Below are 16,415 nucleotides of genomic sequence, written 5' to 3' on the forward strand. Positions count from 1 at the left end.
GAGGGCTAATGTTAATTCGTTCACTCAAGGTACTACTGCTGATTGTGTTGGTGTGCCCGACACAATCGCTGGTCGCCGCCGGGCGTCCAGGTTACAAGAAGCCGTGTCCGCCGATCTGTCCGCCGCCGTGTCCGCCAAAGCATTCGACCGAATGCCCACCGCCGCCATCGCCAAAGGCCGAAATGGTCCCGGAATCCAGCAAGTCGGAAGACGCCAAGTCGGACGCTGACGCACCGCAGGTGCTCCCCGGCGACGATGCGGCTCCAATCGCCAACGACGTTCCGTTCCAGCCGAATCCGGCTCCGATCCAGACTGCACAGGGACCAAGCGTGCAGTCAACCACCGCACCGAACATGATCGGTGACTTCCTCAGCCCCGGCTTCGGCGTGCTGACCCCGGCATTCGGACCATTCTCTCCGACATACGATTCGGTTCCTTCCGCTGGCGCCACCCGTCTGCAGATCGGACAGAACAACAGCCCGCTGCCACGCGATCGTTATGCAGTGACCTACAATCACTTCCATAACGCTTACCTGGTTCAGGGCGAAGACGCTCACCTCGATCTGTACACGATGCAGTTCGAAAAGACCTTCGATTGCGGTGACGCTTCGATCGAATTCCGTCTTCCGTTCTACAGCGCTCCGGACAACACTCAGTCGCTCGAAGGCGCTGGCGTGGACACCGACGGCTACAGCATGGAACTCGGCGACCTGTCGATCATCCTCAAGAAGGTTCTGTACCGCGACTGCTGCACGGGAACCGTGATGACCGCTGGTATGGGCTTCACCGCTCCGACCGGTGCCGACGCTCGCGTCAGTACCGCCGCAGGAGCTTCGGGTGTGGTCCGCAACCAGTCGATCGAACTGACGCCGTACTTCGCGATTCTGCGTCAGCCGACCGATCGCCTCTTCACGCAGTTCTTCGCCCAGGCTGACTTCAGCCTGAATGGCAACGATTTCTACTACACCGATGGTGCAGTTGCTCCGACCGTCGCGACTGGCGACCTGAACGATCAGCACCTGCTGAAGCTCGATTACCAGATCGGCTACTGGCTGCGTAAGCCGGGTTGTGGATACGGTAACGGCTGCTGCTTCGACGATCCCTGCGGTTGCAACGATGACTGGTGCACCGACAGCTGCTGTGGTGGCGACTGCGACACCTCGCTGATTCGCGGCGTGGCCAGCATCTTCGAACTTCACTACACCACGACCATGAACGACGCTGACATCATCGCCGTCCCAGGTGGCTCACAGTTCGGCAACACCTTCAACCGTGTTGACGTCCTGAACCTGACCGCCGGTACGACGATTCTGATTGGCAAGAACAGCACCCTGACAGGTGCCGTCACTCTGCCGGTCAACGAAATCGCTGATGGAACACATCTGTTCGATCACGAGTTCGCAATTCAGTTCAACCGCTACTTCTAAGAGCCATGCGGTAAGACTTGCTCGACCTCTTGAGGATTGAGCGCGAAAGAATGGGGATGTGGAGAAGCACCGGTGGAAACGCCGGTGCTTCTTTTTTGTTTACCACCAGGCGACTTCATCAGCTGACCAACTCGAAGTCGGGCGCTGGATCGTGAGATAGCGAACTTTCTTCCCGGCCGAGTCAGGATCCCGAGCCAGATCCTTCTTCTGTTCCCATCGCATGAACAAATAGAGCGAGATCGTCCCGAGAATCATGGTCATGAGAGTTGCCCCGAGCGGGGCTCCCGAACCGGTCGCGTATTCACTGTGCATCAACTGGCCAACAATTCGCGACATCCCGATCAGCGGGAAGACGCAGACCGACCAGAAGGTAATCGTTGGAAGCTCACTCTCGGCCGTCCTCGCGGCGACCGAAACGGCGGCCATCACCAGGTACAGGGTCAGGTAAAAGGCGATGAACACCGTGTTCGACCAGCTGAACTGCCAGTGATAGACACTGGTGACAACCAGCCATGCCAGCGGCACGCCGATGACCCAGCAGAGAACGCGGTCGATCGTTTTTCGCAGTGATTTCCAGTTCATTTTTCTTGTGGATGGCATCGTTCGTCCCTTCGAAACGAGTTCGTGGCGATTCCATTCACCATTAAGAACGTGAACGAACGGTCTCAGGGTCAAAAATATCGGAAAATTCGCTGGACGACGGGCGGTTATTCTTACGGACAGGCTCTCAGCCTGGAGAAGTCGAGTGGTAACCGGGACTGATCCTTGCAACGGTCTGCCCGATCAGTTCACATACTTCTGAACGCTTTGTCTCTCCTGCTCCAGAAAGTCGGCCGGTGTCTCTTCGATTCTATGTACTGGCTCAGGAATCGGGAATCGAGCCGTCGGCGGCTCTCTCGACTTCGTTTCTGATGTGGGGGATCGCGGGAGGACTGTTAGCGATCGTCGTTGGCCTGACAGTCTGGTACATGCTTTCGTCGATGAACTTCAATTCGCTGTTCGTTCCCCCCTGGAAGCCTCTTTCCCGTCGGCCGGTCCATTCGAATCTAACGCCCGCGGCGATTGTCAGTTGGGGCGTGTTCCTGTCGATCATCCTGACCGTGGTCTGGCATTTCGACTACCAGCATGAACTGGCGATTCCCGGCGTCGATGAAGCCGTCACATTCGCCTGGCAGATCTGGTCTCTGCTGTTAACGGTCCTCGTTGCTTTCGGTCTGGCTCGGATTGTCGCCGGTGCCATCCTGGCGATTTTCGCCAACGCCTCGGTTCGCCGACAGTTTGAACTGCTCTGTCCCAACGAGCCGGACTCAGATTCCGTGTCGCCGGCTCAGCCTCGATTAAAGGCCGATCCTTCACCGCCCGCCGGAGAGAACGGAGAGGAAGTTGCCGAGCCAACTGGGAAGAACGCAGAACCGGTCCTCGTCCCGGAGACAGAGTCGTTTGCCGATACCGTGGCTCGCCTGATCGGAATCCTCATTTATCTGATGATCCTTCTGCCTGTCCTGATGATCGCCTCCGAAATGTGGGGCTGGACTGTGACCGGTACGACCGTCAGCCAGATCTGGAACTGGTTGCTTCCGTTCTCGGCGCTCACGGCGATCATTACGATCGGCTGGTTCGCTCTGACGGCTGCGGCTGTCGCCATCTTCCCCGCGGAACAGCGTCGACCGGTCATGATCGCCACCACGCTGATGGCGCTCATTCTCCTCGCTGCGAGTTACAGCACTTCGATTGCGATCGTTCTGGCCGTAATCGTCCTGGGGCTGGCCTGGTTCACCCGTGCTGAACTTCCCGACCTGATTGCGGGGCAGACCTTACGACTGCAAAATAGCGTAAGTATCCGCACGATGGCCGGCTTTGCTCATGTAAAAGAGGTTGGTCCGCTCGTTACCGAACTCACAGGCGAGGCTCGGGACCTTCAGGTACGAAATCGGCATCTGCTTCAGGCGTACCTGACTGGAAGCATTCTCGACGAAAACCGGGTGCTGCCTCAGCCGCAGGCCGAAACCCCGGCTCAAACCGGTCTCTGAGAGTCCGCGCTGGACTCCGCCCCGGCGGTTTTCGGGGCTGTTCGGGCTGTTATCCGGGATTCCCCCTGGGGGAATGACATTTGCTCCCTCTGACCTGTTGCCAAAACTGGCCGGGAATCCGTATCAAGAGGAGGGACGAGACGTGGACGATCGCGACAACGAACATATCGACCGGAAACAGACAACGTGGAACTGGAGAATGATGCAGATTGGGTGGACGGTCTCCATCTCGTCCGTCGTCCTTCTCATCGTTTTTGTGGTCGGGCTATTCAGCGGCTGGTTCTGGATGGACGGGGACGTGACCGACGACTCGATCGCCTTGACTGTCGCCGTGAACACCGACGAAGTGGCGGAATCAGCCGATGCTGCCGCCGAAGCGGTCACCCAGACCGGCGAACAGGTGGAAGTCCTGTCCAACTCCGAAGTCATCGAAGGCACCGTGATCTCGGTCGGACGGTCCGGTGGAGATCGAATCCTGAACGTCCAGCCGCGACCGGATGAAGACGACGCTGAGAAGAGAGAACCTTCTCCCCCCTGGGAAATCGTGATGACATCGGCAACGGAATTCGCCGGAGACGCGGAAGCCGTTGAAGACTTGGTGAACGGCGATAAGGTTCGCGTGGTCTATCGCGACGATGACAAAAAGAAGAGCCGATTCGCACTGCGAGTGACTGAAGGAGCCAGGGAAGAAGAGGACCGCGAACAGGCGTCGACGGACTAGAGCAAATTCAAATTCGACTGCAGGCGTTTGCAGGAGCAAATTCAGCATGGGCGGGAGATTGCCGCCTATGCGACTGCAGCCGAAGCATAAAATGCTCTAAGCCGTGTGAATGAGGCGAACTTTACTCACCGGACAACGCGATAATTTCATGGTCTTCCGTTGAGTAGTCGTCGAGAACGGTCGTTCTCTCAATGAACTCGCCCTCGCAGACATGCCCCAATCCGATCCGTTTGTATTGCGATCCTTTCGCGAAACACGTTCTTTCCGGGAGTACGATGGTTCCGGAAGTTTGAATTTCGAATCGGCTGAGATGACCACTGCTGTCTGCGTGAAGGACTGCCTCGCGGACGATCAGATTGCGATCGACGAGGAGAACTGCCTTCGTCAGGTCGTTTTTCCAGATCCGCATCGTTCCGTGAACGCGAGCCAGTTCTCCTTCACGCTCGATCTGTTCGATCGACTCCAGCCGACTGCCGAAACCCACGCCCAGAGAAAACTCGAGTTCCATTCTGGCTTCGTAGAACAATCCGTGTTCTTCGATCGACGGAACATTGCGAAGAATAGTCCTGTAGCCGTGTGCTTCGCAGATGCTTTCGGTTGTTCCGGAGGCATTTGAGGTCTTGCTGTACTGCGACTGATCCTCCCGCTCCCCTCGTCCATTGAACATTGATGTCCGCTCGATGGTTGTCTCGTTGCCTTGGAGCGTCAGGAGGAATGTTGCCGATGTCTTCAATTCGTAAGGCTTGTAGCTCTCCGGCTGTGAGGGGGGATCGCCTCCGAATTTGTACGCGTTAAATGAGTCTTCAGCATGCTCCAGAAGTGGGACTCGTCTGACGGTCTTTTTCTTCTGAACAGTGACTCTGACCCGGTTGAGTTCCGAATCTTTGGCTTTCAGTAGCCTGAGGAACTCATCGTTGTCGTCCGGAATCCAGTCTGCCTGACGAGGAGAATCGCCAGGGAATTCCCCGGCGAGAATACAGGTGGTCGCCGCGGCCCCGAGAATAAGGAACAGACTTAACGCGAAGACGCGAACAACCAGACGGAAGACAGTCGGCACTTGAAACTCCAGTTTGCTCAGTCGCGATATCGTTGATCTCGGGATTAGTCCGTGCAGAAACGAAAAACAGGGACAGGTTCCAGATGAACTCGTCCCTGCTAAGTAGGAAGTGGTGCGTGTGTCGTATCAGCTGGCGATCTCAAGTCCCTGAGCTTCGTACTGATTCAGCTTGTTGTAAAGCGTCTTCAAAGCGATGCCGAGCTCGCGAGCGGTCTGTGGTTTGTCGCCCTGATTGCGTTCGAGCGAAGCCAGGATGATTTCCTGTTCGACCTGACGCAACGTTTTGACTTCATGCTCTACCGGAGCCGCTTCCGCGACTGGTGCGGGAGCCGGAGCGGGGGGAAGGTTCACCGTGACGCGATTCGTGACACTCGTCGGCAGGTGTTCTGGCAGAATGGCCTGACCGCCGGACAGAATCACCGCATATTCAATGGCGTTCGCCAGTTCGCGGACGTTGCCGGTCCAGACGTGAGCCTTCAGGGTTTCCAGTGTCTCTGGAGTGAAGATGTTCTCCGGCACATCATTTCGCTTCATGAATCGGGTCAGCAGATTCTTTGCGATGGACGGAATGTCATCACGGCGTTCCCGCAATGGCGGCAGATTAATCTGGAACGTATTCACGCGGAAGTAGAGGTCTTCCCGGAACGAGCCGGCGGTGACCATCTCTTCCAGATGCCGGTTCGTCGCACAGACAATGCGAACGTCGACATGGAACGCTTCGTTTTCACCGACCCGTCGGACTTCACCTGATTCGAGGAATCGCAGCAGTTTGACCTGCATGTTGCGATCGAGTTCACCGAGTTCGTCCAGGAACAGAGTGCCTCCATTGGCGACTTCGAACAGTCCCTTTCGGGGAGTGTCGGCTCCAGTAAATGCGCCTTTGCGATGACCGAAGAATTCGCTCTCAACGAGATTCTCGGGAAGGGCCCCGCAGTTCACCGCCACGAATGGCATCTGGGAGCGATGGCTCTCTTCATGAATGCGGCGAGCGACAAGCTCTTTTCCGGTTCCGGTTTCGCCGAGAACAAGGACCGCGGAGTCGGTTGGAGCCACCTTGGAAATCATCGACTTGACCTGCTGCATGGCGGGGGTACTGCCGATCATCCGGCACGTTCCCTCGACAGCTTTCAGTCGATTCTCAAGAGCGATTGTCTTATTCATCATGGCCCGTTTGTCGGCCACACGTTTAAGGACGTTGGCGATGGTGACGAGCTTGCAGGGCTTCGGAATGAAATCGTACGCACCTTTCCGGAGTGCCTGAATGGCGGCTTCCATGCTGCCATGGCCGGTGCTGATGATGATTTCGGTTTCCGGCGAGACCTGCTTGATGTGATCGACCACATCCCAGCCGCTCAATCCCGGCATCCGCAGATCGATGATCGCTGCGTCGAATGTATGCTTTTCCAGCGCTTTCATGGCCGACTGACCGTCTTCACAGATCGTCGGATCATGGCCCATGCGTGGAAGCTCGAGTTTCATGACGTCCCGAATGGGCGCTTCGTCATCGACGAAGAGAACACGCAATTTGCCAGCTGATGGTGAGTTCAAAGTCTACTCCTTGACACCTGCAATCGACGGAACGCCGACAGCGGATTCATCCATGAATACGCGGGAGGGGTACTGGATGGGACCATTTGGCGGCCCGGTTCAATTACTGATGAACTGGCCGGGGCCACGTGAGAGGCGGGTGATAACAGATATCAAAAAACGGAGCAATTCGAGTTTTGTAGAAAAAGTGTTCAATTCCCACGGGCAAAACGCCGAACTGGCGGACCGGCGTCACCAGCTCAAGAAGCCGCCGGTCTATCCGAGGATTGCCCGTTGCAGGCCGTTCGGGTTCAGCTTGCAGACGACCGCCCGAAAGCCAGCCGCCAAAAGTCGCTCTTCGGTTTCCGCTGTAACCCAGTCGGAATGAGCGATCGAAAGCCGTTCAGCGATCCGCGCCGGATTCAATGCAATCCACTCGGAGAGCGAATTAAGCGGGTCGATGTCGAACGCCAGAGCCGCAAGCGGGAAAGCGTTGAGAAGAGGAGCAAGATCCTTCAGTTCTTTACATGACTCGATTGAAATGCGACCGGGGGCAGGCTCGACCAGCAGATTCTGTAAGGTCTCATTCCAAATCGGATCGGCGGAGTAGGTGATCACGTGCCTGGAGGGCAACGGGGAATCGCCATCGATTCGTGACAACTCGAATCCGGCAATTTCATCCCGACTGGCTGTGGATGCGAGCGCAGGCTGATTTCCCGAAAGGACTTCCATCTCCCGTTCAAGCCGGTCGTGCAGTTTCCAGCCGGGAACACACCATGCCACTGGCCATGTGGTCCGATTACGTCCTTCCGCAGCAGAAAGAACGTCGAGGACGACAAGCAGTCGCGCGAGCGGGAACCGATTCCTCAGCAGAGCTACCGACGCTGGCGCGAATTGATCCTGATAGCTCTGGAAGATCAGGATCAGGTTGGCGTCATAATTCGCGGCTTCGCAAAGCTGATCGAGATCCTCGCAGTGATGCAGCGGAATTCCGGCCGGCAGGCTGGTTGTCAGTCGCTCAATCTGGTTCGCCGAAGCCGCGACCGTGGCGATCCGGAATTGCGGAGGTGAATGCAACATCGAACGGGGACTGAGTTTAAGCATGTACGCGTCCGGGGCTGACAGCGGATCACCCGCTGTTCAATCAGAAACCAGAGGCGGGCGTTCCTCGATCCAGTGTAGCGGTCCATTTGCCGTTTCGACCAGTTCGATGCGGTCTCAGACCTGTCGAAGCCTCCCGACGAAGGCAGTCGCGGTACATCGGACTCGGGCAAAATCCGCATCCGGAAAGTCTTCGCAGGTTCTACAGCTTCAAATTTGGGGACGATTTCTTGGAAAATGCTCGAAATTGTCAACTTTCTCTCACGTATCTTTTTCCACGATCACGTCTACCCCAAAGTTGCAATTTCGACAGGTTGTCGACACGTGTAAAAGTTACATGCATATCGGAAGGTGTTGTGGAGCAGTGAGTTATGGATGAAGTGAAAAATCAATTTTTTCATTGGCACGCTCAATGCATTAAGCCCTGACAGCCCTGACGGGCAAGACGGTTGTGACGAAAACTCAGGTGGTAACAAACAACGAAGCCAGTCATCGAAGAGAACAAAGGAATCGATGACACCCTGAGGCCTGGCACACCGCTGAGACGAGAGACGAACTTCTGAATGCGAACGTGAGACACTCGCACTCAGTAAAAACATTCGAAAGGAGACGAGAGATGTTGAACAAGTTCAAGACTAACTGGAAGAAGTGGGAACCGAAACTTCGCCTGATGGCTCTGTCAGCTGTCCTGGCTGTGGGTGGAATGACTTCGACAGGTCTGGCCGGCGAGCTCGGTAAGAACTACGTGGCCGACCTCTCTCCAGAAGCGACTCAGCAGCGGATCAGCTACCGGGTCAACGACAGCAAGCTGCAGACTTTTCTGCGGACCACCAGCGACAGTCAGCTGCGTAACCTGTTCATGGAAGTGAGCAACCTGATTGATGAGCGTCACGTCGACCCGAACACCTACGAAGTTCGGACTCGCCACGCTCTGAATCATATCGCCGCTGCTCTGGAAAACCCGACCTTCCTGAAGGCCAACAATGTGAAGGCCAGCGAAGAAACACTGGTTCGGGCTCGGGCGGAACTTCGTCGGATGGCTGACGAAACCAACGTTCGGACAGCCAACGAAGCTGCTCAAGCCATGAGCTGGAGCATGTACCAGCTGGCTGGCGGAATCGGCATCAACCCGACCGCCGTCGGTATGGAATTCATCAACGGTAATATCGACTCGCTCGACAAGTACTCCGCTTTCAACCCGAACGTGCAGGTGTCTGCTCCTCGGGCTGACCTGAAGTCACGCGAAGAACTCGTCGGAATCGGCGTCGAAATGAAGCAGCACGATCAGGGTGCAGTGGTGGTCCGTCCTGTCCAGGGCAGCCCCGCTGAAAAGGCTGGCGTGCAGCGTGGAGATATCATCCGCAGCATCAACGGAGAAGCGACCGAATCGAAGTCTCTGCAGGATATCGCCGGGCTCATCGCCGGTCCTGCCGGAACCCCGGTCCTCCTCAATGTTCTGCGGGGTGAACGGACGGAAATGATTCATGTGGTTCGCGGTAAGCTGGTTCTGGAGTCGGTTTCGGAAGCTCGTATGCTCGACGAAGCTGGCACCGGATACATCCGCATCGATCAGTTCGCTGACGAAACGGCCAAGCAGCTCGATGCCGCTCTGTGGAAGCTGCACAATGCAGGAATGAAGAATCTGGTTCTGGATCTGCGTGGAAATCCGGGTGGTCTGCTCAACATCTGTGTCGAAATGTGCGACAAGTTCCTGCCCCAGGGAACGATCGTTCAGACCAAGGGACGCAACTACTCGGACAACACTCAGCAGGGTGCCAAGTTCGCTCAGACCTGGAAAGTGCCCCTGGTGGTGCTGGTTGATGAAAACTCGGCTTCGGCCAGCGAAATCTTCGCAGCTGCCATTCAGGACAACGGACGGGGTGTGATCGTGGGACGTCAGAGCTACGGTAAGGGAACTGTTCAGACTCACCTGCCGCTGCGAACTGTTTCGGGAAACCTGAAACTGACCACCGCCAAGTTCTTCTCCCCGAACGGACGCGAAATGTCGGGGGCTGGTGTGACCCCGGATGTGATCGTGGAAAAAACTGAAGTGATCACCAGCCAGGATGCCGATATTGAAAAGGCTCTGGAACTGATCAACTCAGGAAAGCCACAGAGCATCGTTAACCAGATCAACAACAAGCGATTGCCGAACAGCTAAGCTAACCTGAATGACAACGTGGTAATCGCCGACCGGCGACTCGGAAACGGGTCGCCGGTTTTTTTGTTTTACGGAGCTATCCGTCGGGATGAAATCATCGCCCAAGACAAGCCTCTTGTTGCGTTGCAACACGGAGAGGAATCAGTAGTTGCCAACGTTGTCGGAACATTCCTGAGTTACCGAAAGGGGTGGCCCCGAAAGATTCTTTCGGGGCGGCGCAGCCGTTGGCGAAGTGCAATTGGACATCGAATGGAGAGACAGGATTGTCACCAGAAAAACAGGCGGAAGGGAGCACGTTGAGGCATGCTGCAGTTGCATCTTCCTACGGCTTCGCCGCCCTGATAGCACAGCTATCAGGGCCACCCGTAAGGTCTTCGTCTGCAGAGCCTTCCTGAAACTGGCATCGACTGAGGGATCTCTGTGCCATCCGTGCCGTGTCGCTCAAGTGACAATCGCCAGCGCCGACTCGACAGATTACTTATCCGAACCAGCCATTGCGGCGGCCGCCGAGCGTGCTCGTCATCATCGCCCCGATCAGCGGCAGTCTGGGCAACAGGGGAAGAGCAGCGTTCCGCGCCAGAGCTCGCAACTGAGAACCCGACTGGAAGTAGGGAGTCAGCAGTTTCGTCACCCACTGGTAGTAGTTGAGTTTGGCTCTCCGCTGCTGTTCGAACTGCTGACAGGCTGCCTGAAAATCGTTCGCTGACCGAAGGGCATCCGCAAAGCAGGCGGCATCTTCCAGGGCCAGATTTGCTCCCTGTCCGAGATGCGGGCTGGTGGCATGAGCAGCGTCGCCCATAAAGATGATTCGCCCGGTGTGCCAGCGTTTCATCTCGACGTGTCGGTAGGTGGCGAAGATGAGGTCATCGAACGAGGTCAGCGTCTGCAACAGATCGGCTGCGTCCGGACACATCGCCAAGACTTCTCGCTGCCAGTCGGCGAACGAACTGGCCCGAAGAGCATCGACCGAATCAGTTCGCACGCCCCAGAAGAAGCTGGCTCGATTCTGCCCGAGGGGCAGAAGTCCGAGCAGGCGTTCTGTGCCGTCGACCATCTGAAACAGCCGATCGTGAATGACGCTGTGCGGTCCGGTCGCCCAGAGTGCGGCGTAGTCGTACTCTCGGCACGTGAACGACAGGCCTGATGTTGCCCGCAATTGCGAGCGGGACCCGTCGGCTGCGATGAGGAAATCGAATTCTTCCGATTCGGCACTGTCGCTTAGCTGGAATCGGCCTCCCTGTTCGGTTTCACGATGACCGACAACCGTCTGTCCGGTGCGAATCTCCACGTTCCGGGACTGGCAGAGTGTGAGCAGTTGTGAAAAGAGCAGGCCCCGATGCACGCCGAGGCCGTACTCGTCTTTCTTCTCTGAATAACGAAGTCGCACGAGTTGACGTCCGTTGGTCAGCCGGGCGTCGAGTCCGTCGAGCTTCGCCGACTCTGCTTCGATGGTTTGTCGAAGACCGAGTCGATCGAGAACTTCCTGTCCGCTCGGCTGCAGCAGAATTCCCGCTCCAATCGCTCGGCATTCGGGAGCCTGTTCGAACAGGGTGACGTTGTGTCCTGCTTCAGCCAGAAAGGCGGCGGCAGCTGTGCCGGCGATGCCGCATCCGGAGATTCCAATATTCATGAAGCCCGCTTCGCTGTGGTCGATTCTGGAGAGTCGGCCGTGACCAGCCGATGATTTCGACCCGCATCATGGCAGAATCGGCGGGTTGGTTCCAGAAGACTGCAGCTTGCGTGCTGTCCAGCGATCGTTGTCAGCCGAGGGAACGCAGTCTAGCGGGGAGTTGCGTACAGCATCACGGTGTAAGTCCGGCCCGATTTGGTGTCTTCCTTGATCGCGATGCCGGTTTCGGTGGGCTGTTCGGCGAGCAGGTTCTTGTTGTGACCCGGCGAGTTCTGCCAGCCTTCAAGGGTGATTCGTGCCAGTTCTTCGGTGGAATAGCCATCGTACCCGGAGCGGAAGGCGAGGTTCTCGGCTACGAACATCCAGGTGTAGCCTGCATTCTCAACGCGATCAGAAGGATTGCTGTCGCCGGCCTGATGGCTGAAGTTGTCTGTCTCAATCATCGTGTCGGCATGAGCCAGGGCAGCCACGTTCAACTTCTCGTTGACTTTGAGCGTCCCAAGATCATTTTCCTGGCGGTAGGCGTTTACCTTCTCAACAAGAAGCGATTCCAGTTCGGACAGCGCCTGCCCCTTATGTGGTTCGTCTGCGCGAACGGAGGGAGAAATGCAGAGGAGAAGCAGGAGCAGGGGGATTGAGTTCTTCATGGCAACAAGGCTTCCACAGTGATGGATAAATCAATGACTGTAGATGCATCGTAAACCGAAATGCCGCTGCCGCAAGACGTTTCTTGAGCGGCTGTCAGTGCGCGGTTTCAGTCCCGACCAATGCCTGAAAAGGGGGCGGATACTCGACATGACCGGGGCGTCCGGCGAGAACGCCGGGAGTCAACTCCAGTGCCATCCAGCCGCCGTAGTTCGAGTAAGGCGATTCGAGTCCGAGAGCCAGTTCCGAAGAGAATCCGAAGCGGGAGTAGTAAGCGGGATCGCCCAGGACAACGATGGCGGAATGCCCCTGAGCTCGGCAGGCTTCCAGCCCCGCGGCAATCAGCCGTGTGCCAATTCCCTGTCGACGATACTCCGGCAGCACGCACATCGGAGCCAGCGAGAGTGCGGTCCACGTTTTGTTCTCAGAAACGACAAGCACGCGACTGAAAAGGATGTGCCCGACGATCTGCTGGTCCACTTCCGCGACCAGAGAGACCACTTCGTATCCCTGCGACTGCAGCGCCCTCACCAGATCGGCTTCTGCAGGCGAGCCGAAACTGATTGTGTTGATGTCTTTGACCGCAGCGCGATCCTGTTCCTTTTCCTTGCGAATAATGCAGGTCATCAAGCACCGATGGGGAGGGGAGGTTGGGGATGAAGGTCTACCACAGAGTATCGACATCTCCGGTCAGGTTACAATCCCAGACGGGACAGAAATTCAATCTGCACAGATATCGATGAACGTCGATGAATCGCCGGGAATCGTAAGGTTTCCGCCCTTTTCGGGGGCACTCCCTTTTGCTGGTCTCGGAGGGGATCTAGAATGGCTCACCCGGTTCGGAACCTCAGGGATTTCTCCATCTTCTGGCCGGGGTGAACGTTCGCGGACAGGATCGTCCTGCAGATTTCGATGACAACTGTGGTCGGTGGAGCCGACATGACTGGTGATAGTGTGGCAGAGCGGAAGGCAGCACAGACAGTACCCCAGGCGGAAGACGAAACACTGGCGACAGGCCGGAGGATCTGGTCACGCCTGAATCATCAACGACCCTCGCTGGTCGATCGTCGCTGGCTGGAGGATCGCATTCTCGGCTGGGCGATGGCCGACGAGTCGGTCAAGGTTCAGATGTTTCGCTTCGTGGATGTCCTCCCGATGCTTCGGGATCACGAATCGCTGAATCGGCACCTCCACGAATATTTCGAAGACGTCCAGCAGAACCTCCCGCTGGCGGCTCGAATGGCTCTGCATGTTACCGACGGTAACCGCGTTCTTGGCCGGGCTCTGGCGGTGAATGCCCGGACCAATGCCCGGCGGATGGCGAACCGGTTTATCGCCGGAGCCAATGCCGACGAGATCATCCGATCGGTGATGAAGATTCGGGATTCCGGCTTCGCAACCACGTTGGATCATCTGGGCGAGGCGGTCCTCAGCGAGCCCGAAGCCGATGCGTATCAGGAAGCCTATCTGGACCTGATTCGTCGACTGGCCCCAAAGCTCGATTCGCTGCCCGAAGCCCAGCAGATCGATTCCGATCATCTCGGGCCGATTCCCCGCATGAACATTTCGCTGAAGCTGTCCGCTCTCACGGCCGACTTCAACCCGATCGATCCGGCTGGCACATTAAAGCGAGTCGCCGCCCGGCTTCGGCCGATCCTGACGCTGGCGATGCAGCACGACGTATTCGTGAACATCGACATGGAGCAGTTTGCTTACAAGGATCTCACCTATGAGATCTTCAAGACGATTCTGCTGGAAGAAGAGTTTGCTGATTACCCGAACGTGGGGATCGTCTGTCAGGCCTATCTGAAGGAATCCCGCGAAGATCTTGAAGGTCTACTCGAGTGGGTGAAGCAGCGCGGCGTGCCGATCACGGTTCGACTTGTGAAGGGCGCCTACTGGGATTACGAAACCATTGTGGCGGGATTGAAAAACTGGCCGGTCCCAGTGTTCGAGCAGAAATGGGAAACCGATGCCAACTTCGAGGAACTGACCGAGTTTCTCTTCGACAACTACGACTGGCTGGCCCCGGCGATCGGAAGTCACAACCTGCGAAGTATCGCTCACGCGATTGCCGTGGCCAAACTCAAGGAAGTGCCCCGCGATGCCTTTGAGATTCAGATGCTCTACGGCATGGGGCAGGATGAAGCTCAGGTCCTTTCAGAAATGGGCTACCGGGTTCGAATTTACGCCCCGTTCGGCGAGCTGATTCCGGGGATGGCCTACCTGGTTCGCCGATTACTGGAAAACACATCCAACGATTCCTTCCTTCGCCAGAGTTATCAGGAACAACGATCTTTCGAGGAACTCATGATGAGCCCCGCCAAAAAAGCTGCTGAGAAAACCGAGACAACCCCCAGGGCGGCTCCGCTTCCGTTCCAGAACGAACCGACCATCGATTTCTCTCAGAAGGAGAATCAGGAAGCGATGGAAGCGGCACTCGCATCGGTGCGCGAAGAACTCGGTCAGGAATATCCGATTGTCATCGGCGGCAAAGCCTATGAGACGCGGCAGATGCTCAACTCGCGTTGTCCCTTCGATCAGGAACTGATTGTCGGCCGCGTCTCGTCGGCAACGAACGAGCTGGCTGAAGAAGCGATTGAGACTGCCAAGTGGGCGATGGCATCGTGGTCGGCGATCGACGCGGATCATCGAGCCGAGTATCTCGATCTGATAGCCAACGGGCTGCAGGAACGCCGCCTCGAGATGGCCTCGTGGATTGTGTACGAATCCGGTAAGCCCTGGGAAGATGCTGATGCCGATGTCGCCGAGGCGATCGACTTCTGCCGGTACTATTCGATTCAGATGCGTGAAATGGAACGCTCCCTGCATGTCGATCTGCCCGGCGAAGAGAACGAGTACTCGTACCGTCCCCGCGGCGTCGCCGTCGTGATTGCACCGTGGAACTTCCCGCTGGCGATTCTGACCGGGATGACGGCTGCCGCACTGGTGACGGGAAACACGGTTGTCATGAAGCCGGCTGAACAGTCTCCGGTGATCGCCGCCAAACTGATGGAAATCATTCGCGCGACCGGCATCCCCGATGGTGTCGTGAACTACCTGCCCGGCAACGGCCAGGAGATCGGACCAACACTGGTGACCAGTCCGGATATCGACGTCGTGGCCTTCACGGGTTCGCGGTCGGTAGGACTCGAGATCAATCAGAAGGCCGCCGAAACCACCTCCGCTCACAGCAGCGTCAAACGAGTTATCGCCGAGATGGGCGGTAAGAACGCCATCATCGTCGATGATGATGCCGATCTCGATGAAGCGATCACGGGCGTTCTCGCCAGCGCCTTCGGTTATGCCGGGCAGAAGTGCTCCGCCTGTTCACGGGTCATTGTCCTGCAGTCTGTCTACGAAGAGTTCTGCAATCGCCTGAAGGAAGCCATCCAGAGCTTAACCATCGGACGCTCCGACGAACCGGGCACGCGGATTCCAGCTGTGATCGACAAGGACGCTCAGGAAAGCATTGAGCAGTACATCGAAATCGGGCTCGAAGAAGCGGAGCTTCTGGCCAGCGTCGAAGTCCCCGCCAAACTCAAGAAGCAGGGGTGCTACGTTTCCCCGCATGTCTTCACCCGAGTCAGGCCCCAGGATCGAATCGCCACGGAAGAGATCTTTGGACCGGTTCTGGCGGTGATGAATGCCCGCGACTTCAGCGATGCTCTCAAGATCGCCAATGACACCGACTACGCCCTCAGTGGCGGAGTCTACAGTCGCAGCCCGGTGAATCTGAAGCGGGCCCGAGCCGAATTCCGTGTTGGCAACCTCTATCTGAATCGGCCCTGCACAGGAGCGCTGGTCTTCCGTCAGCCGTTTGGCGGCTTCCGCATGTCGGGCATCGGCACTAAAGCTGGCGGTCCCGATTACCTCCACGAATTCCTGATCCCGGTGAATATCACCGAGAATACGCTTCGTCGAGGATTCGCTCCGGAAGAGGCGTAACGGATGTCCGATGCTGGGATACGGCTCTGCCTGTTCCAGACGCATCAGGTTGAGGCATCATCGAGAAGCGTGGCCCGTCCGCCTCAGTGGGAAGGGCACGGACAACAGGAATCTTCCGCATGCCGCAGCCACGTTAACAGAACGTGACGAACCCATCCGGTTGCGAGA

At 57.1% G+C, this 16,415-nt stretch carries 12 protein-coding genes; 5 read left to right on the top strand and 7 right to left on the bottom strand.

Going from position 1 to position 16,415, the window contains the following annotated elements; all coding sequences use genetic code 11:
• The first annotated feature begins 8 nt into the window (after nucleotides 1-8).
• Nucleotides 9-1,427: a hypothetical protein gene (locus L1A08_RS00375; RefSeq protein WP_238752978.1), complete on the top strand. Its 1,419-nt coding sequence runs from the start codon at nucleotides 9-11 to the stop codon at nucleotides 1,425-1,427.
• A gap of 99 nt (nucleotides 1,428-1,526) precedes the next feature.
• Here the strand turns inward: L1A08_RS00375 and L1A08_RS00380 are convergent, their stop codons facing one another.
• Complete coding sequence (locus L1A08_RS00380; RefSeq protein WP_238752980.1) at nucleotides 1,527-2,027, bottom strand: hypothetical protein; 501 nt, start codon at nucleotides 2,025-2,027, stop codon at nucleotides 1,527-1,529.
• A 236-nt stretch (nucleotides 2,028-2,263) separates the two neighbouring features.
• Between L1A08_RS00380 and L1A08_RS00385 the strand changes: the two genes are divergently transcribed.
• Complete coding sequence (locus tag L1A08_RS00385) at nucleotides 2,264-3,457, top strand: hypothetical protein (protein WP_238752981.1); 1,194 nt, start codon at nucleotides 2,264-2,266, stop codon at nucleotides 3,455-3,457.
• A gap of 73 nt (nucleotides 3,458-3,530) precedes the next feature.
• Nucleotides 3,531-4,178, top strand: a complete 648-nt coding sequence (locus L1A08_RS00390; RefSeq protein WP_238752982.1) for a hypothetical protein — start codon at nucleotides 3,531-3,533, stop codon at nucleotides 4,176-4,178.
• 121 nt (nucleotides 4,179-4,299) lie between these two features.
• Here L1A08_RS00390 and L1A08_RS00395 read toward each other — a convergent pair whose 3' ends face one another.
• The 3 genes from L1A08_RS00395 to L1A08_RS00405 all read right to left on the bottom strand — a co-directional run bounded on the left by L1A08_RS00395 (nucleotide 4,300) and on the right by L1A08_RS00405 (nucleotide 7,866).
• Nucleotides 4,300-5,235 (bottom strand): hypothetical protein, encoded by a 936-nt coding sequence (locus L1A08_RS00395; RefSeq protein WP_238752983.1) that lies wholly within the window; start codon nucleotides 5,233-5,235, stop codon nucleotides 4,300-4,302.
• A gap of 126 nt (nucleotides 5,236-5,361) precedes the next feature.
• Nucleotides 5,362-6,783 (bottom strand): sigma-54-dependent transcriptional regulator, encoded by a 1,422-nt coding sequence (locus tag L1A08_RS00400; RefSeq protein ID WP_238752984.1) that lies wholly within the window; start codon nucleotides 6,781-6,783, stop codon nucleotides 5,362-5,364.
• A gap of 255 nt (nucleotides 6,784-7,038) precedes the next feature.
• Entirely contained in the window at nucleotides 7,039-7,866 is an 828-nt protein-coding gene (locus L1A08_RS00405; RefSeq protein WP_238752985.1) for a hypothetical protein, read from the bottom strand.
• A 613-nt stretch (nucleotides 7,867-8,479) separates the two neighbouring features.
• On the opposite strand from L1A08_RS00405, the gene L1A08_RS00410 reads away from it, so the two are divergent.
• Entirely contained in the window at nucleotides 8,480-10,024 is a 1,545-nt protein-coding gene (locus tag L1A08_RS00410) for a S41 family peptidase (RefSeq protein WP_238752986.1), read from the top strand.
• Nucleotides 10,025-10,502: 478 nt separating this feature from the next.
• Here L1A08_RS00410 and L1A08_RS00415 read toward each other — a convergent pair whose 3' ends face one another.
• The 3 genes from L1A08_RS00415 to L1A08_RS00425 form a co-directional block, all read right to left on the bottom strand.
• Complete coding sequence (locus tag L1A08_RS00415; protein ID WP_238752987.1) at nucleotides 10,503-11,654, bottom strand: FAD-dependent oxidoreductase; 1,152 nt, start codon at nucleotides 11,652-11,654, stop codon at nucleotides 10,503-10,505.
• Nucleotides 11,655-11,803: 149 nt separating this feature from the next.
• On the bottom strand, nucleotides 11,804-12,301 hold the full coding sequence (locus tag L1A08_RS00420; RefSeq protein WP_238752988.1) for a CAP domain-containing protein: 498 nt from the start codon (nucleotides 12,299-12,301) through the stop codon (nucleotides 11,804-11,806).
• 94 nt (nucleotides 12,302-12,395) lie between these two features.
• Complete coding sequence (locus L1A08_RS00425; protein ID WP_238752989.1) at nucleotides 12,396-12,926, bottom strand: GNAT family N-acetyltransferase; 531 nt, start codon at nucleotides 12,924-12,926, stop codon at nucleotides 12,396-12,398.
• 312 nt (nucleotides 12,927-13,238) lie between these two features.
• Between L1A08_RS00425 and pruA the strand changes: the two genes are divergently transcribed.
• On the top strand, nucleotides 13,239-16,247 hold the full coding sequence (gene pruA, locus L1A08_RS00430; protein WP_238752990.1) for an L-glutamate gamma-semialdehyde dehydrogenase: 3,009 nt from the start codon (nucleotides 13,239-13,241) through the stop codon (nucleotides 16,245-16,247).
• Nucleotides 16,248-16,415: the final 168 nt, after the last annotated feature.

Origin of the sequence: Rubinisphaera margarita (assembly GCF_022267515.1) — a bacterium.
GTDB lineage: Bacteria > Planctomycetota > Planctomycetia > Planctomycetales > Planctomycetaceae > Rubinisphaera > Rubinisphaera margarita.

Excerpts from the sequence above, each read along its gene's own strand:
- L1A08_RS00375 (WP_238752978.1), top strand. The coding sequence starts at position 9 with ATGTTAATTCGTTCACTCAAGGTACTACTGCTGATTGTGTTGGTGTGC.
- L1A08_RS00380 (WP_238752980.1), bottom strand. The coding sequence starts at position 2,027 with ATGCCATCCACAAGAAAAATGAACTGGAAATCACTGCGAAAAACGATC.
- L1A08_RS00390 (WP_238752982.1), top strand. The coding sequence starts at position 3,531 with ATGACATTTGCTCCCTCTGACCTGTTGCCAAAACTGGCCGGGAATCCG.
- L1A08_RS00405 (WP_238752985.1), bottom strand. The coding sequence starts at position 7,866 with ATGCTTAAACTCAGTCCCCGTTCGATGTTGCATTCACCTCCGCAATTC.
- L1A08_RS00410 (WP_238752986.1), top strand. The coding sequence starts at position 8,480 with ATGTTGAACAAGTTCAAGACTAACTGGAAGAAGTGGGAACCGAAACTT.
- L1A08_RS00415 (WP_238752987.1), bottom strand. The coding sequence starts at position 11,654 with ATGAATATTGGAATCTCCGGATGCGGCATCGCCGGCACAGCTGCCGCC.
- L1A08_RS00420 (WP_238752988.1), bottom strand. The coding sequence starts at position 12,301 with ATGAAGAACTCAATCCCCCTGCTCCTGCTTCTCCTCTGCATTTCTCCC.
- L1A08_RS00425 (WP_238752989.1), bottom strand. The coding sequence starts at position 12,926 with ATGACCTGCATTATTCGCAAGGAAAAGGAACAGGATCGCGCTGCGGTC.
- pruA (WP_238752990.1), top strand. The coding sequence starts at position 13,239 with ATGACTGGTGATAGTGTGGCAGAGCGGAAGGCAGCACAGACAGTACCC.